This is a genomic window from Flavobacterium taihuense (genome assembly GCF_019351435.1).
Classification (GTDB): domain Bacteria; phylum Bacteroidota; class Bacteroidia; order Flavobacteriales; family Flavobacteriaceae; genus Flavobacterium; species Flavobacterium taihuense.
Map to the genome: position 1 here is coordinate 102,732 of NZ_JAHWYN010000003.1, position 21,055 is coordinate 123,786.

General features: G+C 34.2%; 22 protein-coding genes. 12 read left to right on the plus strand and 10 right to left on the minus strand.

The features are described from left to right. The first annotated feature begins 3 nt into the window (after positions 1–3). Positions 4–1,131, plus strand: coding sequence for a chromate efflux transporter (gene chrA / locus KZH69_RS03860; RefSeq protein WP_219316147.1), 1,128 nt, complete (start codon positions 4–6; stop codon positions 1,129–1,131). Positions 1,132–1,290: 159 nt separating this feature from the next. Here chrA and KZH69_RS03865 read toward each other — a convergent pair whose 3' ends face one another. Continuing rightward, entirely contained in the window at positions 1,291–1,956 is a 666-nt protein-coding gene (locus KZH69_RS03865) for a DUF6629 family protein (RefSeq protein WP_219316148.1), read from the minus strand. Between the two features lie 427 nt (positions 1,957–2,383). Here KZH69_RS03865 and KZH69_RS03870 point away from each other — a divergent pair, with 427 nt between their 5' ends. Further along, positions 2,384–2,845: an Hsp20/alpha crystallin family protein gene (locus KZH69_RS03870; protein WP_219316149.1), complete on the plus strand. Its 462-nt coding sequence runs from the start codon at positions 2,384–2,386 to the stop codon at positions 2,843–2,845. A gap of 476 nt (positions 2,846–3,321) precedes the next feature. Here KZH69_RS03870 and KZH69_RS03875 read toward each other — a convergent pair whose 3' ends face one another. The 6 genes from KZH69_RS03875 to KZH69_RS03900 all read right to left on the minus strand — a co-directional run bounded on the left by KZH69_RS03875 (position 3,322) and on the right by KZH69_RS03900 (position 9,085). Beyond that, positions 3,322–4,557: an amylo-alpha-1,6-glucosidase gene (locus tag KZH69_RS03875; protein ID WP_255557633.1), complete on the minus strand. Its 1,236-nt coding sequence runs from the start codon at positions 4,555–4,557 to the stop codon at positions 3,322–3,324. A 6-nt stretch (positions 4,558–4,563) separates the two neighbouring features. Next, the gene (locus KZH69_RS03880) at positions 4,564–5,706 is read right to left on the minus strand and encodes a glycosyltransferase family 4 protein (protein WP_219316150.1); all 1,143 of its coding nucleotides are present in this window, start codon (positions 5,704–5,706) and stop codon (positions 4,564–4,566) included. Between the two features lie 18 nt (positions 5,707–5,724). After that, entirely contained in the window at positions 5,725–6,354 is a 630-nt protein-coding gene (locus KZH69_RS03885; RefSeq protein ID WP_219316151.1) for a PIG-L deacetylase family protein, read from the minus strand. Positions 6,355–6,447: 93 nt separating this feature from the next. Beyond that, positions 6,448–7,791: an erythromycin esterase family protein gene (locus KZH69_RS03890; RefSeq protein ID WP_219316152.1), complete on the minus strand. Its 1,344-nt coding sequence runs from the start codon at positions 7,789–7,791 to the stop codon at positions 6,448–6,450. Positions 7,792–7,797: 6 nt separating this feature from the next. Further along, positions 7,798–8,436 (minus strand): phosphoribosyltransferase, encoded by a 639-nt coding sequence (locus KZH69_RS03895; RefSeq protein WP_219316153.1) that lies wholly within the window; start codon positions 8,434–8,436, stop codon positions 7,798–7,800. Next, a complete protein-coding gene (locus KZH69_RS03900; protein ID WP_219316154.1) occupies positions 8,420–9,085 on the minus strand; it encodes a dienelactone hydrolase family protein in 666 nt (221 codons plus the stop codon). The genes KZH69_RS03895 and KZH69_RS03900 overlap by 17 nt, the downstream gene beginning before the upstream one ends. Positions 9,086–9,342: 257 nt before the next feature. Between KZH69_RS03900 and KZH69_RS03905 the strand changes: the two genes are divergently transcribed. After that, entirely contained in the window at positions 9,343–10,164 is an 822-nt protein-coding gene (locus KZH69_RS03905; RefSeq protein ID WP_219316155.1) for an MOSC domain-containing protein, read from the plus strand. Positions 10,165–10,177: 13 nt separating this feature from the next. Here the strand turns inward: KZH69_RS03905 and KZH69_RS03910 are convergent, their stop codons facing one another. Beyond that, positions 10,178–10,666: a type ISP restriction/modification enzyme gene (locus tag KZH69_RS03910; protein ID WP_219316156.1), complete on the minus strand. Its 489-nt coding sequence runs from the start codon at positions 10,664–10,666 to the stop codon at positions 10,178–10,180. Between the two features lie 412 nt (positions 10,667–11,078). Between KZH69_RS03910 and KZH69_RS03915 the strand changes: the two genes are divergently transcribed. From KZH69_RS03915 to KZH69_RS03950, 8 genes are all read left to right on the plus strand, one after another. After that, positions 11,079–12,404: a trigger factor gene (locus KZH69_RS03915; RefSeq protein ID WP_219316157.1), complete on the plus strand. Its 1,326-nt coding sequence runs from the start codon at positions 11,079–11,081 to the stop codon at positions 12,402–12,404. Positions 12,405–12,625: 221 nt separating this feature from the next. Further along, on the plus strand, positions 12,626–13,300 hold the full coding sequence (clpP, locus tag KZH69_RS03920) for an ATP-dependent Clp endopeptidase proteolytic subunit ClpP (protein WP_219316158.1): 675 nt from the start codon (positions 12,626–12,628) through the stop codon (positions 13,298–13,300). 79 nt (positions 13,301–13,379) lie between these two features. Beyond that, positions 13,380–14,612, plus strand: a complete 1,233-nt coding sequence (clpX, locus tag KZH69_RS03925; protein WP_077371265.1) for an ATP-dependent Clp protease ATP-binding subunit ClpX — start codon at positions 13,380–13,382, stop codon at positions 14,610–14,612. 117 nt (positions 14,613–14,729) lie between these two features. Next, entirely contained in the window at positions 14,730–16,034 is a 1,305-nt protein-coding gene (locus KZH69_RS03930) for a hypothetical protein (RefSeq protein ID WP_219316159.1), read from the plus strand. Continuing rightward, on the plus strand, positions 16,025–16,414 hold the full coding sequence (locus KZH69_RS03935) for a hypothetical protein (protein ID WP_219316160.1): 390 nt from the start codon (positions 16,025–16,027) through the stop codon (positions 16,412–16,414). The genes KZH69_RS03930 and KZH69_RS03935 overlap by 10 nt, the downstream gene beginning before the upstream one ends. Positions 16,415–16,668: 254 nt before the next feature. Beyond that, on the plus strand, positions 16,669–17,073 hold the full coding sequence (locus KZH69_RS03940) for a hypothetical protein (protein ID WP_219316161.1): 405 nt from the start codon (positions 16,669–16,671) through the stop codon (positions 17,071–17,073). A gap of 244 nt (positions 17,074–17,317) precedes the next feature. Further along, entirely contained in the window at positions 17,318–17,758 is a 441-nt protein-coding gene (locus KZH69_RS03945; protein WP_219316162.1) for a VOC family protein, read from the plus strand. Between the two features lie 11 nt (positions 17,759–17,769). Beyond that, positions 17,770–18,297: an SRPBCC family protein gene (locus KZH69_RS03950; protein WP_219316163.1), complete on the plus strand. Its 528-nt coding sequence runs from the start codon at positions 17,770–17,772 to the stop codon at positions 18,295–18,297. 102 nt (positions 18,298–18,399) lie between these two features. Here KZH69_RS03950 and KZH69_RS03955 read toward each other — a convergent pair whose 3' ends face one another. Further along, positions 18,400–18,540 (minus strand): hypothetical protein, encoded by a 141-nt coding sequence (locus KZH69_RS03955; RefSeq protein WP_219316164.1) that lies wholly within the window; start codon positions 18,538–18,540, stop codon positions 18,400–18,402. Positions 18,541–18,552: 12 nt separating this feature from the next. Beyond that, positions 18,553–20,061 (minus strand): GH3 auxin-responsive promoter family protein, encoded by a 1,509-nt coding sequence (locus KZH69_RS03960; protein WP_219316165.1) that lies wholly within the window; start codon positions 20,059–20,061, stop codon positions 18,553–18,555. Positions 20,062–20,242: 181 nt separating this feature from the next. Here KZH69_RS03960 and KZH69_RS03965 point away from each other — a divergent pair, with 181 nt between their 5' ends. Beyond that, positions 20,243–21,037, plus strand: coding sequence for a DUF2797 domain-containing protein (locus tag KZH69_RS03965; RefSeq protein WP_219316166.1), 795 nt, complete (start codon positions 20,243–20,245; stop codon positions 21,035–21,037). Positions 21,038–21,055 lie beyond the last annotated feature (18 nt).

The window sequence follows — 21,055 nt, forward strand, 5'->3', positions numbered from 1 at the left end:
TAAATGAATATTAATTTAAAGGAACTTGCTCAATTATTTTTGAAATTGGGATTTATTGGTTTTGGTGGACCGGCTGTGCATATTGCGATGATGAAGGAGGAGGTGGTCACCAAAAAGAAGTGGATAACCGAACAGCATTTTCTGGACTTGGTTGGGGCTACCAATTTGATTCCAGGACCCAACAGTACCGAAATGGCTATTCATATTGGGCAAGAAAGAGCAGGTTGGAGAGGATTAATGGTTGCTGGACTTTGTTTCATCTTTCCAGCGGTATTGATAACGGGATTTTTTGCATGGATGTACAAAAAGTACGGACAGCTTCCGGAGATTCAGCCGTTTGTTTATGGGATTAAACCAGCTATAATTGCAATCATCCTTTTTGCTGTTTTTCCTTTGGCTAAAAAATCATTAAAAACAGTTGAACTTTACGCAATTGGAATTTTAGTTTTGATATTGTCATTATTGAAATTTAATGAGTTGTACTTGTTGTTTGGGGCAGGTTTTTTGGCTTTGTTTGTTTTTGGTTTAAAAAACAAGTTGTTTCAAAATACTAATCAAAATTTCCTGTCTATAGTCATTTTCCCTTTTTCGATTTCTCCCAGTACTTCGGTTTCTAATGGAAGTTTATTTTTAATATTTCTAAAAATAGGTGCTGTTCTCTACGGTAGCGGTTATGTTTTGTTTGCTTTTTTGGACAGTGAGTTGGTTGCTACGGGGATTTTATCACGCCATCAACTGATAGATGCCATTGCGATAGGACAGTTTACGCCTGGTCCGGTATTTTCTTCTGTTACTTTTATAGGATATCAAATTAATGATTGGACTGGAGCTTTACTGGCAACTGTCGGAATCTTTTTGCCTTCATTTTTGTTTGTTGCTTTGTTGAATCCTTTGGTAAAGAAAATGAGAAATTCTGCATTATTTGCTGTTTTCTTGGACGCAGTAAATGTCGCATCGGTGGCAATTATTTTGTCAGTCTGTGTGGATATGGGAATGACAACGATTACGGATTGGAGGGCAATTTGTATCGGATTGACGAGTATTACTATTGCTTTTTGGTTCAAAAATATCAATAGCAGTCTTATCGTAATTGGTGGTTCTGTTTTGGGGTACTTGCTGACTTTTGTGTAAAATATTTATCGACTTTTTGGAATAATCATCAATAACATTTGCATAACTTCTTTTTTATCTTTCCTTCATCTGTCAACTTAACAGAATAATCAATATATACGAATACTAGTAATAAATCTTTAAATTGAACTATTTACGTATAAAGGCATACTATTGTGATCAGGGCAGTTCAGAAATTATTTTATCAGGTTTATTATATTCATAAAGAATTGCCAATACCGCAATACTTATAATTGACGCAAAGAAACACCATACAGAAATAACATAATCGGTATAAAAAATTTTACTGATTATATAAGAGATTAAAACCGTCAGTCCAAATACCCACATATGTGTGATACGAGAGAAAAAAGCCGGCACAATAGTGGCAACAATATAAAGAAATCCAAAATAATGGTTAATGGCAGCAGGATAATCTTGATTATATGAAATATGATTTTCCAAAATTTCAGCATCAACACTGAAGGAAAATAGACAAAAAGCAAGATATGACGAAACCAGTGTTCCTATGCCAACTAAAAAAAAATCAACGCTTTTTCTTCTTTCCTTAATTTCTAGTTTTAATATTGCATAAGGTACCCAAAAGGGCCAGACGACCTGTGCGAAAAATAAAAAAATATATGTCGAAAACTTCTGCAATGGGGCATAATGGGGGTTTGTTAAAGCCAGCCATAAAAAACCTTCCATAATTTGTTGCACTGCAAAAAGTAACGGAATACTGGCAAAAATTATTTGTGATGGTGATTGTGCTTTCTTTATTGAAGCAATACCTATTGCGGAAAGAATGACACCCGCCCCAAAACTTGCACTTGCTGAGAAACACATAAGTTTTACTTTTAAAATTAGTCAAAAATAATTTTCAATTTGGGCTTAGAGCCTTGTTTGACCCTGTAGAAATTTGCAAAGTGGTAATCCAAATCAAATTTAACTTAAATTATCATGCAGAATATAAAAAATAAAAAATATAACACATAGGTTCTGAGTAAGATACATTGTCATTTTATTTTTAAACTAGGAATAAATAACATTTTTTTTTATTCTCCACTAATAAAAAACTTTGAAAATAGTTATTCTGTCTTTTTTTGATTGAATGGAAAAAAAACAATATGTAGATTCTTATTAATCATATAAAAAAAAACATAAAATATTGAAAATGAGCAATATAAATGATTTTTGTCATGTTTTTTTTAGAAAAAATAAGATACATTTATACTATGAAATTTGAAGTTTAACCAATTAAATATTTATTATTATGTCACTAGCTGTATCAAAAAAAAGAACAGGAAGAGAATTACCACTTTTGATGGATGATTTCTTCACTCGCCCATTTTTTGGGCCATCATTGTTTGATCTCAATGATGTATTATTTGAAAATGAATTAGCTCTTGTTCCAGCTGCTAATATCATTGAAAATGGAAAAGATTATGAGATAGAACTAGCCGTGCCTGGCTTAGAACGAAAAGATATTAAAGTAGAAGTAGAAAACGATACTCTAATTGTAAGTGCTGAAAAAGAAGAAGAAAAAAAAACCGAAGATAAAAATTATCGCAGTAGAGAATTTACATACAATTCTTTCTATCGAGCCTTCAGCCTCCCAAAAAATTTAAAAGCAGACAATATCAATGCTGAATATCACAATGGGGTTCTTAAAATTGTACTTCCTAAAAAAGAAGTTACAGTTTCCAAACCCCTAAAACAAATTAAAGTAAATTAACCCTTTGGATCTAATTATTAAAAACGTCAGTTCGAATGTTTTTTGAGTAGTAAGACGGAACAAAAAATGTATTGAGAACCATTTTTATTCTAATTTTTCTTGTTCTCGATACGGTTTTCTGATAAAATCACTCGAACTGACAAAAAATATCATCAAAAACACATTGCACCTAATCTGAAAAGTATGGAATTAATCGGTTTAAGATTGAATGTAAAAACGGATTTCTTTATCTCCTGCAAAAAAATAAAAACCTTTAAATAGTAGTATTTAAAGGTTTTTTTGTTATCTCTAAAATTTAAAAAAAGGAAAGTATTATTAAGATACGGTAGTTGTATTGTTGTATTCAATCGCTTGGTTATTATTTGTTTACTTTATCTGAAATCGATATGCCTATGATGATACTATTTTTTTTGATTTTCAAAATTTGAATAGTTTATAATGTTATGAGTAAAAAGTATTTTAGATGAATCATAATATTATCGTTTACGCATTTCTTCAAAAAAAGGAGTTGTTTTTTCTTCCACACATTTAACGGCATATAAATACATAGCCGCGCTCCAAGTTTGCCAATTTTGACCTTTGGGTTCCCCATTCTGTGCTTTTATCCATTCATTAAAACCAAATTCCATGTTCTCCTTATTTATGAAATGGATGGATTTATTATTATTATTATTATTGGCCGCTGATTCAGTTGACAGATTTGTTTTTTTTAAACATTCGGTTAATATGATCAATTTCTGTTCTGCCAATGTAAATCTTTTGGCCGCCACTAATGCCGCAATATAAAAACCGCATATAAAAGGCCAAATACCGCCATTATGATATTCGCCAGGGTTATTGAATTCCGCATATCTGTCGTGCCAATCAGGATCAAAGGGGTTGGTATAAGGAAAAAAATTAGGAGGTAAATCGACGGCCAATAACCCATTATTTTTCAATGCTTCGCATTCGGTCTCTATCCAAGTAATCATTTCATCAGCTCTTGTCAGCGAAGCGATTCCCGATAAAATGGCTAAACAATTTCCTAACAAATCAAAACGTTCACTGCTATATACTTTATAGGACCAAAACGCATAATAAGGTTTATGTTTCAATACCAAACCTTCATGCACATGATGATGAATTGTTCCTCCAGTAATAGTAAAACGTTTCATTTCATGGTATAGATTTTCTGCTCTTTCAGATTGATTTAAAATATTCAAAAAACTATATGTCAAAGTGTTAACAAATAATCCATAACCAAGTACCCATTGTTCGTCGCGCCAATCACTGGTAGGTTGCTGGGCAACTAAATACATGTCCGATGGACTTTGATATTCCATCCAGACTAATGCTTTTTGGACGGCATCTTTTAAAAAATCGGGTTCATTCTGTACTTGTCTGTAAATACCGACTCCCAATAAAAATAAAGGAGTTGTGTCGCTTGCTCCCCGGTCATCAGAATCATGAACCAGAGAGGGAATATGTCCTCTTTCTGACTGATGTTGAGCCAAAGTTTCCAAAACTTTCCGAATACTTTCTAATAACTGTTCATTTCCCGAAACAGCAATTCCGAAAATTGAAATCAGTAAATCTCTAGAATAAGGTTCTGGATAGCCCCAGCCCGCAGTTCGGGGTAGTCCGTGAAATGGTCCGTGCATATTATGTAAAAGCACTTCAAGTGCCGCTTTTTTGGCAATGTTTATTGCTGAAATCTGTTGAGAATTAATCATTTTAGTTTATTTTATCCCTAATTTATCATTCATTATATTTATAAACTTTTGGGCAACAATTTTATAATCAAAATTTTCAACCACCCGTTTCCTACCTGCTTTACCCATTTTTTGTCGCAGTTCCGCATCATTCATCAGGCTTAATAATCCAGTAGCAATATCTTGTACATTTGCCCGATAATCGACCGTTCGAGGCTCTTTAAAAGTAACCCGGCAATTATTTTCAAATCCAGATTCATTACCAAGGACAACTTCGTTTACGACAATTTTCTTTGCAACATTAGCTAAAAATGCAGTTTCACCGTCAATCAAAGTATCCAACATTCCCATTGCTTTAATTCCGATAACTGGTTTTTCACATGCTCCCGCTTCTATTTGTGGCATTCCAAATCCCTCTAATCGAGAAGGAGCGGCATAAATATCGCAAGCAGAAATGAGGTAAGGCATAAAATTTCGGGAAATAGTGTTGGTGGCATAGGTAATGTTTTTCTCGATACCCAAATCGGATGCCATTTGTAAATCTTCGAAGTTTTGGGACTTTGTTCGTTGCTGTGGCCAAACTTTGCAAACATATTTCCAATCCGGAGCTTTAGCATCAATAATTGCCAAGGCTTGCATAACTTCTTGGGCGCCTTTGGATGCGGCATCTCCTCCAACGGTTAAAATCATTAATTGGTCGGGAGAAATTCCTAAAGATTCACGAATAGCAATTATTTTAAGGTCGTTTTTGTCGTGAGCTTTAAAAGAATCGGTATTGCAACCCACAGGTAAAACCTCAATTTTATCACCATTGATTCCGTCTCTGACGTACATTTCTTTTACCCAATGTGAAGTGACCAATATTAAAGGAAGTGCATTTAAAACTTCCTGATAATTGGCAATATAGCCATCTGCAACTAGCCATGGAACTGGCTGGACACCATATCGAAGTGGATGCAAAATCAACTGTGGCGTGTGACCCCAGTAACCAATACCAACCACTACATCGGGTTGAAACCAGCGATAATACCATTCTTTCTCTTGGGCTGAATCAAAATGTACAGCGTGGGCATCAACTCCCAATTCCAGTAAGCCTTTATATAAAAGATCACCTTGAGTGGCCAATCCACCGGGTGAAGGCGGATAATCATAAAGTACCAATACTTTCATAGTAATTAATTTTATCGCTTATTTATTCAAAAAACCAACTGCCGAATTTGGGTCTTTGAAAGCCCAAAACGCTTCCTTTTTTGGTGTTGTTTTTGCTTCCCAACTGTTTTCTTCGAAGCCATAAGTCTCGGTTATTATCTTATATTTTTTAATCCAAATATCGTTTTTGAGTGTTTCAAAATAAGAAGCCTTTTTAATTGCTTTAGGTAAATATTTTTTTTCCCCGTCTTCGTAGGCAAAAATCCAAAGCGCATCAGCATAAATTTTGCCTTCATTCCAAAGCATAATAACAGCTTTACTCACTTCCTCATGTCGCAAATGTTTTGTGTATTCACCCAGCGGACTATGGGTAATTATTAAGTCAAAATGTTTTTGGGGCACTAAATCCAATAGGCATTGTTGAACTTCAATATCATCCAAAGGTTTTTGTTCGGGGCCATCATCAAGATTACCCATTATTCCTTGCGCATTTAAAATTTTTAAAACTTTATAAAATTTAGAGGAACGGTCTTGATCATATTTTCTGCAAAGGCTAATAATGAAATAGTCCCATTGAGGGTTATTCAGTATCGTTCCACCTGCCCAAAGGGTTTCGTCATCGGGGTGTGCAACTATTACAATTACTGATCTATTTGATTTATCATCCATTTTTCAAAATACTATTTTAGCGACCTGAATTAATTATGAGATTACTTTTTTTAAAATATTTTGACTGTGCTTTTTGATGGTACACTACTTAATTTATACTCCAAAAGGATAAGTTTCGGGTAATTGTCTGATGTCTGGGTTTATATGAAGCGGATGCAAAGCTGAAGTTTCGTCAAGATAGATGAAAGCGTTGTAGCGATAGGGCATTTTGCTAGGTACATAGTTGCCTAAGTATTCGTATTTAGGACGATAAACCACCCCGATGGCACGGTGACCGAATTTTATGTTTCCTATTTCTTTTTTTAGATTTTGGTTCATGAAAATAATTCTGTCTTTGGCATACAAGCGGTGTAATTCATATTCCCAACTGTGTTTTTCAGCTTCCGGAACTTTCATAATCTGCATCACATCACCCCATTCTCGACTTGCGATCACTGCACCTTGGTAAGAACCAAATCCAACTGAATATACTCCTTCATCTTCATGCTGCTGATTAACTATTTGCCCTACATTTACCATCCCCTGTGCCACCATATCTGTAGCACGGGCATCCCCAATATGTGTGTTGTGCTCCCAAATAATGCCTTTTGCTTTTGGCCCATGAAATTTCATTAAATTATTTAAGGTATAAACCATGTGCCTATCACGGATATTCCAGGATTCTGCACTTGCTTTTATCATGGCCCGATAATATTTTTCTGCATTAACAATAACCTGGGCGTTTTGTTCTACACTCATTACAGCTTCTGGATCAGTATTGTAATTTACTGCATTCACTCTTATTTTCGACAATAATTCGACCACTTCATTTTCACAAAGTGACGGAATCATTCGGGTGGCTCTTGCATATTCTTGACCTTCTCCATCATTATAGGGTTCAAAACATTTAAAAGCTTTAATGGCAGTTTGTTTTGTGTTGGGGTCTTTTTTATCCAGGTAGTCAATTATCGATTCAAAGGATTCCCAAAGACTGTAGACATCCAATCCGTAAAAACCGATTTTGTGGTTTTTTGTCTCTTTTTCGTTATATTCACGGAGCCATTCCGCAAAGGCCACTGTTTCCCAATTTGCCCACATCCAAGTCGGCCAACGATTGAAAGCATGAAGCACCTCTTCGGCAGTTTCGCCTGAGTTTGGGTATTTTTTTATGTAACGATTTAATCGATAACAATCCGGCCAGTCTCCTTCGACCGCAATGAATGAAAAGCCTTTTTTTGCAATTAAGATTTTACTTATTTGAGCCCGCCAAACATAGTATTCATGAGTGCCATGCGATGCTTCGCCAAGTAAAACGTATTTGGCGTCACCTATTTTTTCCACTAATTCATTGAGTGAGTTTTCATTTTTTAATTCTATCGAATTTTCAAGAATTAATTTGCTCAAATCAATTATTCCATCTTTTTGATTGGGGTCGCTTTTGATGTGAAAAGATTTCATTATTTATTAATTGTTTTTGTTTTCTAAACTATTGATTTCATTCATTATCAGGATGACTTCCTCATCGGTTACTTGAGTAAAATCTAAATAATAGGCTCCAACGCCAACAAAATCACTCGTAATAAGTGGACAAATAAATTCATCTACTTCAGCCTTGATTTTTCTGGCGGAATCGGTTGGGGAAACTGGTACAGCAATAACAATTTTTTTTGGTAGTTTACGGCGTATCATTTTTATTGCGGCCATAAGTGTATTCCCGGTAGCAATCCCATCATCAACAATGATAACCGTTTTGTTTTTTAAATCTATCGGGCTTCGGTTTCCTAAAAATTTTTTATACCGTTGTTTTAACGATTCTCTAATTTCGAATATTTGATCTTCAATATAATCTCTGGAGATATAAGGATAATCATCGATAATTTCGTCCTCTAAACTCACCGCTCCAATGGCTAGCTCTTTATTGGAAGGATGCCCGATTTTTTTTGCGAGCAATAAATCCATTGGAAAATGAAATGTTCGGGCAATATAATACCCTATTGGTACTCCTCCTCTGGGGATGGCAAGAACAACACTTTTGTCGTTTTTAAATTTTTTCAACAAAGAAATTAATTTTAATGAGGCATCATACCTATCGGTGTATTGCATGAGATTTGTTTTTAGAGTTAGCAATGTGTTCGGTGAACCATTTAGATGCCAAGTACGCTACTTCCTCCAATTTGCCCGGTTCTTCAAACAAATGGGTTGCACCATCAATAATTTCAAGTTTTTTATAACATGTAAGATACTTGTAAGCCTGCTCATTGAGTTCTATTACAACATGATCCCGACTGCCAACGATCAATAGAGTGGGGGCTTCGATTAGTTTCAAATCATCAAGCGCAAGATCAGGTCGACCGCCACGAGAAACGATAGCTTTAACCATATGCTTCAATCTAGCAGCCGCTTTTAATGCCGAAGCGGCTCCAGTACTTGCCCCAAAATATCCAACCGGAAGTTTTTTTAGGATGGGTAATTCAGAGGCATAATTTGTAACTGTAATAAGTCGTTGGGTTAGCAACTCAATATCAAAACGATTTTCATAAATTTCGTCTTCCTCCATTGTAAGTAAATCCGTTAGCAAAGTTGCTATTTTGCTTTGGTTCAAAATTCTGGCGACAAAATTATTTCTTGTGCTGAAGCGGCTACTGCCACTGCCATGCGAAAAAATCACTAAGGAATTAGCGTTTTTCGGAATAGTTAGATTTCCCTTCAAGATAAATTCATCAACAGGAATATCAATTTCAATTGTTTCCATATTTTTTGAAGTTTATATTAAAAATAAGTAAGTAATTTGAGAAGGCTAAATGTTCGGGATGGGGAGTCTTATATTCTTCTGTAAAGGTACTTATAAAATTTTTAAAACTCTTGTAATGAGTAATTTAAAAGAGGTAAGATCAAAGACAGATCCAGTAGTATTGTATGGATTTCATGAAGTAGAATTCAAGATTTAGGAATTTAGCTTTTTTTGTGTTGACTGTATGTTTTTAGTAAATTTGAAAAAAAAATAATGTTATGTTGGAACTTTCGGAAATCTGGGTTTATCCTGTAAAATCGTTAGGTGGAATTTCATTGCAAGAAGCCCAAGTTACGGATCGTGGTTTGGAATTGGATCGACGTTGGTTGTTGGTGGATGATAGTAGGCGGTTTTTGTCTCAACGTGAATATCCTGCGTTGGCTCTTTTTAGTCCGGAAATTGTTGACGGATTTTTGAGAATTACACACAGAGTGAATTTGGAATCTATCGATATAGAGCTTCATCCTGTTTTTTTGGATGCGAATTCTAAAATTGAAGTTACAGTTTGGGATGATACGATTGATGTTTTTGAAGTAAGTTCGGCTATTTCGAAATGGTTCACAAGGCTATTGGGGTTCTCAGTGCGATTGGTTTATATGCCAGACGAGAGCGAACGAAAATTAGATCCGGATTATGCGATTACTGGTGATGAGATTACTTCTTTTTCGGATGCATATCCTTTTTTGATTATAGGTCAGGCTTCTTTGGATGATTTGAATGGACGATTGGAAGTTAGTGTTCCTATGAATCGATTCCGACCGAATTTTGTTTTTATCAATGGGGAGGCTTTTGAAGAGGATAATTGGAGGGATTTTAAAATTGGGAACGTTTCTTTTGTTGGAGTGAAACCTTGCGATCGTTGTGTAATGACGACTGTTGACCAAGAAAAAGGAGTTATTTCTGGGAAAGATCCGTTAAAGACATTGGCGAAATATAGAAATTTCGGCAATAAAGTTTTGTTTGGTCAAAATGTGATTGGATTGGGATTGGGTTCTGTAATGGTTGGCGATACTGTTCGTGTTTCAAGTTTTAATAAATAGATTAGTCTTTTAGTTATTCGAGTTTTATTTCGTTTATTTTCTTTATCAATCGGTTTGTTTTTGATAATGCGAGTGTTGTTTTTTGAGGATAAGTGGTAAAGTCTTCTGTTTTTAGGTTTTTTAATGAATGAATTTGTTTGATTTGGGATCCTAATTCGGCCAACTCCCAAAAGGTTTCGGCGTTTTTGGGGTATGGAAAATTTGTTTTTAAGATTTTTTTTTCTGTAAAACGGAAGTTTGATGAATGTAAAATGGAATAGGCATAATCTAGAATATCAATCGGCGAAAAAGTTTGTCTGAACTCAGAGCGTACCTCTTTGTTGTTTGCCATGCAAACATTGCCTTCAGGGTCTTTAGTCAGAATAAAATGTAAGCCTGTTTTGTGGGCTATTTGATTAATTATTTCTTCGGTTATACTTGGAATTTTACCTTCATATAATTCCGTTGCTATACCGTCTTTGTACGCTGTACTTATGCTGGAAAGATATTGATCTAATGTCATTGTGCTTTGTTTTAAAGCGTTGATCACTACAAAGATAAGTTTTATCTGGATTTCTAATAATGTTTTTGTTTGATAATATTGATTATACAATAGCTAGTAATGCTGTTTTATTGCATTATGTTTCTCGTTTTGCACACGCGAGAGGGATAGAAACTAGTTACCGAAGTAGCGTGGATAGCCCGACCGTATTTTTGGGAAGGGCCGTATAAGCGCAAAGTTGATTTGGCCCTTTCCAAAAATGGGGTCTCGCCCAGAAGATTTTACTTTTATTTATTTTGCCCGTTAAAAATCTATTTTAGCTCTTATTTTCATTAAATAATTGTCTAAAATTCAAAATCTTAAAATACTTGTTTGGGTTGCAAAAATTTCATAATTTTGCAACCCAATTTTATAATGTAAATTAAAGAAGAAGATGGATATCAAAAGAGTAGCAATAGACGCTGTGAATGAAACGATTGTGATGACAGTTGTTCACATGGATTACAAAGGACAAGTAGCAAAAAGAATAAACGAAAAAATGCCTTTGGCGACCGTAAAAGGTTTTAGAAAAGGTGCTGTGCCTAAAGACCTTGTTGAAAAACAATACGGTAAGGCTATTAAACAAGAAGAAGTAAAGAAAGTTGTTGATTTGGCTTTGGAACGTTTTGTGCAATCTGAAAGATTAAATCTTTTGGGAACTCCACTTCCTAAAGAGAACGAAAATTTCAATTGGGATGCTGAAGAATTGGTTTTTGAATATGAAATTGGTTTAGTGCCAAGTTTTGAATTAGACCTTGAAGCTAAAAATGATATCGTAAAATATATCGTTACTGCTGATGATAAATTAATTGACGGTCAAGTAGCACGTATCCAAAAACAATTTGGTACTCCAATTCCTCAGGATGTTGTTGTAGCTGACTCTGATATTACCGGAACTTTCTCTAATGAGGCTGAAGGAATCAATAATTCAACTACAATTGCTTTGACGATTTTTAAAGATAAAGCGACTGCTGACAAATTTATTGGTAAAAAAGTAGGTGACGTAGTTACTGTAAATACTAAAGGCCTTTTTGAGGATGATCATCAATTGATGGATTATTTGAAAGTAGGTCATGATAATGTTCACGGTTTGGATGTAGATGTTGACTTTACTATTGAAGCAATCAACGGAGCTGAATTGGCTGAATTGAACCAAGAATTATTTGATAAACTTTTTGGCGCTGGAAATGTAGCTTCATTAGAAGACTTGAAAGCAAAAATAAAAGAAGATGCTGAAGCGCAATTTGCACAACAAGCGGATCAAAAATTATTGGCAGATGTTCAAGATTTTTTGATTGAAAATACAAAATTTGATTTGCCTTCTGAGTTCTTAATCAAATGGTTGCAAACTGTTGGAGAAAAGCAATTGACTCCAGAAGAAGCAATCGTAGAATATGCAAGATCTGAAAGAGGATTGCGTTTTCAATTGATTGAAGGAAAAGCAATGGCAACTAGCAATATCCAAATCACTTTTGAAGATTTGAAATCATTTACAACAAATGCAATCAAACAACAAATGGCTCAGTTTGGACAAACAAATCCTACTGACGAGGAAGTTCAAGGAATTGTGGCAAGAGTATTGTCTAACCAAGAAGAAGTAAAAAGACTTTCGGATCAAGTGGTTGCGGCTAAATTACTTGAGTTATTCAAGGAAAAAGCAAACCCAGCGACTAAAGAAGTGACTTACGAAGAATTTATTGCTGCTTCTTACGGAGAATAATTTATAAAAAAATAAGTATATTTGAGCGTCAAAATATTTGTTTTGACGCTCTTTTGTTTGAAATGGGTAACTAAAAATAGTTCGAGGTTAGTTGATATATTAGCTTAAGAATTATAATGAGACAGTTTGTCACAAAAAATAAAAAGGTACGACCTTTGCTTTATCATTAAAACAATAAAAAAATTAGAAAATATACCTTATAAACTTATAAACTTTTTAAAATGGACTACGGAAAAGAATTCAAAAAATTTGCGATTAAGGGTCAAGGGGTAAATGCAATGTACTATGATAAAATAGTAGCTGCGATGAACCCAAAAAATATGACTCCTTATATTATAGAAGAGCGTCAATTGAATATTTCACAATTGGATGTTTTTTCGAGATTAATGATGGATAGAATTATTTTCCTAGGTACAGGAATTGATGACCAAATTGCAAACATCGTTCAGGCGCAATTATTATTCCTGGAAAGTGCAGATGCTTCCAAAGACATTCAGATTTATTTGAATTCACCTGGAGGAAGTGTTTATGCAGGTTTAGGAATTTATGATACGATGCAATACATCAAACCAGATGTGGCTACAATTTGCACAGGAATGGCCGCTTCTATGGGAGCAGTTCTTTTGTGTGCAGGAGCTGCTGGAAAACGTTCGGCTTTGCCTCATTCACGTGTTATGATTCACCAACCATCAGGAGGTGCACAAGGTGTTGCAACTGATATGGAAATCAACTTACGCGAAATGTTGAAATTGAAAGATGAGTTATATCAAATTATTTCACATCATTCAGGACAAACTTTTGAAAGAGTACATAAAGACAGCGAGCGCGATTATTGGATGATTGCTGACGAAGCCAAGGAATACGGAATGATTGATGAAGTGTTGAGAAGAGGATAAATAGTTATTGGTTGATAGTTGGTAGTTGTTGGGTTCAAACCATCAACCATTAACTATCAACTATCAACAAAAAAAAAGAATGGCAAAACAAGTATTACAATGTTCTTTCTGCGGAAGGAAAAAACCAGAAACCAATTTATTGATTGCGGGAATCGATGCTCACATTTGTGATAAATGTATCGAACAAGCACATGGAATTGTTCTGGAAGAATTAAAAACGAATAGAGGTTCGAAATTGGTTGGTGATTTAATTTTAAAGAAACCAAAAGAAATCAGAGCTTTCCTTGATCAATACGTTATTGGACAGGAGCAAACCAAGAAAGTGATGTCCGTTGCGGTTTACAATCACTACAAACGTTTGATGCAACAGCAATTGGACGATGAGGTAGAGATTGAAAAAAGCAATATCATCATGGTAGGGCAAACCGGTACGGGAAAAACTTTGGTAGCCAAAACGATTGCCAAAATGTTGGATGTACCGCTTGCTATTGTTGATGCAACAGTCCTTACCGAAGCAGGTTATGTGGGAGAAGATGTTGAAAGTATTCTAACTCGTCTTTTGCAAGCTGCTGATTATGATGTAACCAAAGCCGAAAGAGGAATTGTTTTTATTGACGAAATTGATAAAATTGCCCGTAAGAGCGATAATCCTTCTATCACTCGTGATGTTTCGGGAGAAGGAGTGCAACAAGCTTTGTTGAAATTATTGGAAGGAACTGTTGTTAATGTGCCACCAAAAGGAGGTCGTAAGCATCCTGATCAAAAATTTGTTGAGGTAAACACTCAGAACATTTTGTTCATTGCCGGTGGTGCTTTTGATGGAGTAGAGCGTATTATTTCAAAACGTTTGAACCGTCAGGCAGTGGGTTATTCTACTTCTAAAAATGTGGATAACATAGACAAAGACAATTTGTTGCAATATATTATCCCAAAAGACATTAAAGATTTTGGATTAATTCCTGAAATCATTGGACGTTTACCTGTTTTGACACATATGGATCCTTTGGACAGAGAAACATTGCGTGCCATTTTGACTCAGCCTAAAAATGCTTTAATCAAGCAATATCAAAAATTGTTTTTGATGGATGAGGTTGAATTCACCATTACTGATGAAGCTCTTGATTTTATTGTAGAAAAAGCATTGGAATATAAATTAGGCGCTCGTGGATTGCGTTCGTTATGCGAAGCTATCCTTACTGATGCGATGTATGAATTACCAAGTTCCGATGATAAAAAATTGGAAATTGATATGGAATATGCCAAAGAAACATTGAACAAAAATTTATTGAAGCGTCTGGAGATAGCTTCTTAAGGTTCAGTTACTTAATATAAACCTGCTCATATTCGAGCAGGTTTTTTTTTACAAAATTAATATTTTATTAAGAATAAATTTATATATTTGAAGTTGTTGTTAATTAATATTTTTAATATGAAAAAAATTTTAAAATATTCAGTTTGTTTTTTGATGCTATTTTTAGTGTCCTGTAATAATGAAGAGATAGCAAAGAATACAGAAAATGCGAATTTAAATCAAGTAAAAAATGATTTAGAATTAGATAAATTCTCTAATGTAAATATTGCTGAAAATGTAGCAATAGATTGGGAAACTATAAATAAAACGCAGAAAGGTAATTTTAAAATTTATGAGATTTCAGCTCATGAAAAAGCAGTAAGTACGCTAGAATCTAATTTTTTAGAGAACCATTTAAAATATCAGATTGTTACAATTGAGTCAGAAGGAAAATTATATTCTTATTTTTTAGAAGTATATACTACTAAAGGGAGTAATGCTTATCCCGAAACTATTACAAAACTAAATGATTTTACAGGAACATTAAATGTATTTCTTTTAAACGGAGAAAATTTGGGTTCTGTAGCGATATATAACGGAAAAGCCCGAAATGTTTCCAAAATTGATGATTTGAATGTTCTGGCAGAAAGCATTAATGCCTTTTCGACTAAATCTGATGCCACGAATAAAATACCCCAGTGCGGAGGAAATTATACGGTAATTATCGATCAAACTCTTTCTCGCTTTGATGTTTGGACTGTTGGAGATAAAATAGTGGCAGTTAACTATCTTGGTACTACAACAACAAGGACAACAACTATTTTGCCATTTCCTTGCGATGGTAGTTATGGTAAAGAAGATATATTAAATCAAAGATTAGAAATGTATAATTATAAGGAAGGTAGTGGAGGCGGAAATAATCCTGGAATAAACTTAATGCCTCCTCCACCAGACATACCAATTGCTGATATTAAAAAATTCTTAAGCTGCTTAAACACATCTGCAAGTGCAAATTTAACTGTTTTTGCAGAAAGAATGGGTAATGAAAATGGTGTAGGGCATGCTTTTATTTCTATCTCCCAAGGCAATAATACTATGGTTTTTGGATATTATCCGAAAAATTCAGGTATTAATTCATTAACAGGACAAGGTATAATGGGAGAAAATGGAGGGCATCATTATGATGTGTCTGCAAACATGGGACAAATTTCTCCACAACAATTGGAGAAAATTATTTCATTATCAGTAGATTATCAGAACAGAAATTATGATTTAGGTTTTAATAATTGTTCAGATTTTGCAACTAACGTTTTGAATATTACTGGTGTTTCAACGTCGAGCTGGGTTGATACTCCAAACACTGTGGCAGATATTCTAGCTACATTGGCTAATCATACTATCAAATCAAATTATGCACCAAAAACTCAAAGAACATGTCCTTAACTATCAAACATTTTAAAATTATTTCAATAATCGCCTTTTTTATGATAATGGGACTTCATGAAAATGGAGTTCCAAATTTCGCATTATTAGCAATCTATTTGTATCAATTTGTTCACGACATATTTAATAATTCTTCTATTATATTTTGGGAAGGAATTATTACTATACCAATACTTGCAACTTTAGTTGTTTTCTTCAAAAGTAAAAATTATAAAATTTTAGTATTTTGCTTTTTAGGGTTAATAATATCATTAACTTATGCTACTGGCTTAATAACGAACTATGCCAGAATCAATTTTTGGTTTATATTTACGTTTGCAACGTTTATAATTGCATCAATCGCAGTGATACTATTAGCTCAAAAAGAAAATAAATTGTAAAAGCAATTTTCATTAGTTTATAATTAAATGCATTCTCCGCTATTACTCGTTTGTAACGAGTGATAGCGGAGATATCGTATTATTGCATTTAAAAATAAAATTTAATTATCCATTATTTATTCTTGTAGGAAGAGTTTGTCTTAACGCTTTAATTTTTACAGGTATACCCGCTGCGCTAAGTCTCCCGACCTTTGCTTAGCTACATTGCCTAATCATATATTCAAATCAAATAATGCACCAAAAACCAAAAGAACATGTCAATAATTATTAAAATTTTAAAAATTATTGCTATCACTTCATTTTTAATGATACCAGGTCTTGATGAAAATGGAACTCCAAATTTAGCCTTTATGATGCTTTGTTTGTTTCAATTTTTTCATGACATATTTAATGCTTCTACAGTAATATTTTGGGAAGGATTTATTATAATAGCTATAATAGCTGCTTTAGTTGTCTTCCTTATTAGTAAAAGTTATAAAATTTTGCTTTTTAGCTTTTTAGTTTTGTTAATACCATTGACATATGCAAGCGGCTTAATAACGAACTATGCCAGAATCAATTTTTGGTTTTTATTTACGTTTCTAATATTTATAATATCATCAATTTGGGTGATAATATTAGCTCAAAAAAAGGTAATTCTAAAACGAATGATCGACTAAGATTGTATTGTTAAAAAATTATTGAATCCCAACTTTTACCATATTATTGGTTTCATAAGGACCAACTTGCTAAGATTATAAGACTTTGAATTAGTGAAGAAATGCTGATTTTTTTACACATGAAATGTATTAATTATCTTTTTTCAGATTTTTTTTAAAACTTATATCATTTCCTAGAATCTTAGTAACTTAGTTTCTTATAACCATAGAAACTAAAAATAACTAATCTAAATTTTAAAATATTATGGCAACAATCAATCCGTATTTACTTTTTAATGGAAACTGTGAGGAAGCTTTTTTGTTTTATCAGTCGGTTTTTGGAGGAGAATTCCCTTATGTGGGAAAGTTTGGTGACATGCCGGCTGATGCAGAAGGAGCCGGGTCAATACCCGAAGAGGATAAAAACAGAATTATGCATATGTCCTTGCCGATAGGGAAAGACTCAATTTTGATGGGAAGTGACAGTAATGAAGCTAGTGGTTCGGTTGCTTTTGGTTCAAATGTTTCGATTTCAATCAATACCGAAAGTAAGCAGGAAGCGGATAAACTTTTTGATGGGCTATCAGCTGGTGGAAATCCTTTTATGCCGATGAACCAAACTTTTTGGGGAGCCTATTTTGGAATGTTTGTAGATAAATTCGGAATCCATTGGATGGTTAATTTTGATGAAACCCCTAATAAATAATCTGATATTTTATGAAAATACTAAAAGTTATAGGTTTAGGAATAGTTAGTCTGATAGCATTATTACTAATCATTCCGTTCTTTATCTCAAATGATTATACGGTTTCGGTTTCAACAACCATAAACAAGCCAAAGCAAGTGGTTTTTGATTATGTGAAATTGGTCAAAAATCAAGAGAATTATAGTATTTGGGTAATGCAAGATCCAAATGTAAATATGGTCTATCAAGGTGTGGATGGAACTGTTGGATTCAAAGCTTCTTGGGACAGTAAAGATGATAATGTTGGAGCAGGTTCACAACAAATTACAGCTATTTCCGAAGACAAAATTGATGTCGATTTGCATTTTGAACGACCTATGAAAAGAGATGATAAAGTTAGTACTTTGTTAGAGTCAGTATCGATAAATCAAACTAAGGTGACTTCCAAATTTTATGGGCATTGTAAGTACCCTATGAATCTTATGATTTTTATTGGAGAGATAATCATTAAAGATGCCGAAACTCAAAACTTAGCCAATTTAAAAAAAGATATTGGATAAATAGTATTGTGTTGTTGATGATTGTGTATAATATGAAAAGCTATTTAAAATTGATTTTGGAATGGCTTTTTTGTTGGGTTTTATATAAATATAGAAGAAGTTCTATGAATTAAGAATAGTATCGGTATTTGTTTTTTTTGTTGTTTCAACACATCGTTTTCCGCCACTTCCACCACAAACATGATTGGAGGAACTGCAGGAAGTAATCATTATAACAGTCAGTAGAAGGAATATTTTTTTCATAGTTACTTAGATTTACATTTTTTTCAATTGCTCTAGATAATCTCTTTTGTTAGATAATCTAGGGATTTTGTGTTGCCCTCCCAGTTTGTTGCTTTCTTTTAGCCAATCATAAAACAATTTTTCTCTAGCTACATTAATTACCAAAGGATTGAGGGTCATATTATTGTAGCGCTTGGCTTCGTAGTCGGAGTTTAAGGATTGTAAGGTGTCATCCAATGCTTTTTGAAAAGCGGTAATGTCTTTTGGTTTTTTCTTAAACTCAATCATCCATTCGTGACCTCCTTTTTCTTTGTCTTTCATAAATATGGGAGCAACGGTATAATCCACTACTTCGGTTTGGGTTATTTTACAGGCTTTGGCAATGGCCTGATCTGTGTTTTCGACCATTAATTCTTCACCGAAAACGTTAATATGGTGTTTGGTGCGCCCTGTAACTCGAATGCGATAAGGGTTTAAGGAAGTGAATCGAACGGTGTCGCCAATTAAGTAACGCCATAAGCCGCCATTGGTAGTAATCACCATGGCATAATTCTTGAATAATTGTACATCAGATAATCGAATGGCTTTTTGGTCTGGTGTGCCAAAAGTGTCCATCGGTATAAATTCATAAAAAATTCCATAATCCAACATTAGCAACAAATCGCTCGAATTATTTAAGTCCTGAATGGCAAAAAAACCTTCAGAAGCATTATAAATTTCATAGTATTTGAATTGGTTTTGAGGAAGTATTTTTTGGTATTGTTCCCTATATGGATCAAAACTAACCCCTCCGTGAAAATATACTTCCAAATTAGGCCAAACTTCCATTAGATTTGTTTTTCCTGTTTCTTCCAATACTTTATTCAAAAGGACTAACATCCAAGACGGAACACCGGCAAAACTGGTCACATTCTCGTTTTTGGTTTCGTTAATGATAGCACTCATTTTTGTTTCCCATTCGCTCATTAAAGAAACTTTACTGCTTGGTGTGCTGCTAAATTCTGCCCAAATAGGCATGTTTTCTATCAAAATAGCCGATAGATCCCCAAAGAAAGTATTGTTATTTTCATAGATCTGTGAGCTGCCTCCCAATCGCAAACTTTTGCCCAAAAACATTTCCGATTCTTCGTTGTTGTTTAAGTACATACACAGTAAATCCTTGCTTCCTTTGTAATGGCAATCTTCAAGTGCTTCGTTACTTACAGGTATGAATTTGCTTTTGGCATTGGTGGTGCCGCTTGATTTGGCAAACCATTTTATGGGAGTTTCCCAAAGAACATTTTGCTCACCTTTTCGAGTACGTTCTATTAATGGTTCCAAATCTTCGTAAGTCGAAATGGGAACTCTTTCGGTAAAGGTTTTGTATGATTTTATTGACTCATAATTGTATTGCTTACCAATAACCGTTTCCTCAGATAAACGGATTAAATTCATTAACAATTCTTCCTGAACTTCATTGGGATATTTCAAGAAAAGCTCAATCTGGTCAATTCGTTGTTTTAAAAACCAGGAAGCGATAGAATTGATTATTGGTAATGGCATGTGGATTTCTAATTTATGATTTTAGATTGCAGATTTTAGATTTGGAAATAGAGCCACAAATACTAACTTTGCAATAATACCAAAAATAGTGTTTTTTTATAAAAAACAATTCTATTTGTATCAAATATTCTAACCCAAATGAGTTGTCTTACTAACTGCAATCTAAATTCTATAATCTAAAATGACATACCAAGGTGTACTTTCTAAAATGCAAACCGAATTTGGAGACCCCATTCAATATTATTTGGTTTTCGAAAACAGTTTTTTAAATGTGAATCAGTTACTAAACAAAGAACTGGAAATTAATTTTGAAGGATATCAGTGTTTGAATTGTGGAAAAAAGAAAAAAATATTCCGTCAGGGATTTTGTTACGATTGTTTCTATTCGAGTCCGGCCGTGGGAGACTGGATCATGAAGCCTGAGTTGAGTACCGCTCATCTGGGCGTAGCCGACCGCGACTTGGAGTATGAGGAACAAGTGCAGCTTCAACCTCATATCGTTTATTTGGCCTTGTCCAGTGAAGTCAAAGTAGGGGTGACTCGTAAAACTCAAGTGCCTACGCGATGGATTGATCAAGGGGCAAGCCAAGCCATTTCAATTGTTGAAGTTCCCAACCGATACTTGGCAGGAATTACCGAGGTAGCACTCAAAAGTCATTATACCGATAAAACCAATTGGCGCAAAATGCTTCAAAACGACATTGTCCATTTGGATTTAGTCGCTGAGCGGTTAAAACTAGAAAATCTTATCCCAGCCGAAGTGCAGGAATATTTTCATACGGATAAAAACGATTTATACGAAATGCATTTCCCAGTATTGAATTATCCGAAAAAAGTAAACAGTTTGAGTCTAGATAAAACTCATAGTTACAAAGGGAAGCTGATGGGAATCAAAGGGCAATACCTTATTTTTGATGACGGAACCGTTTTCAATGTTCGTAGCTTTGAAGGGTATGTGGTTCGTCTGGAAGTTTAAGTTTCTTAACAGCTAATA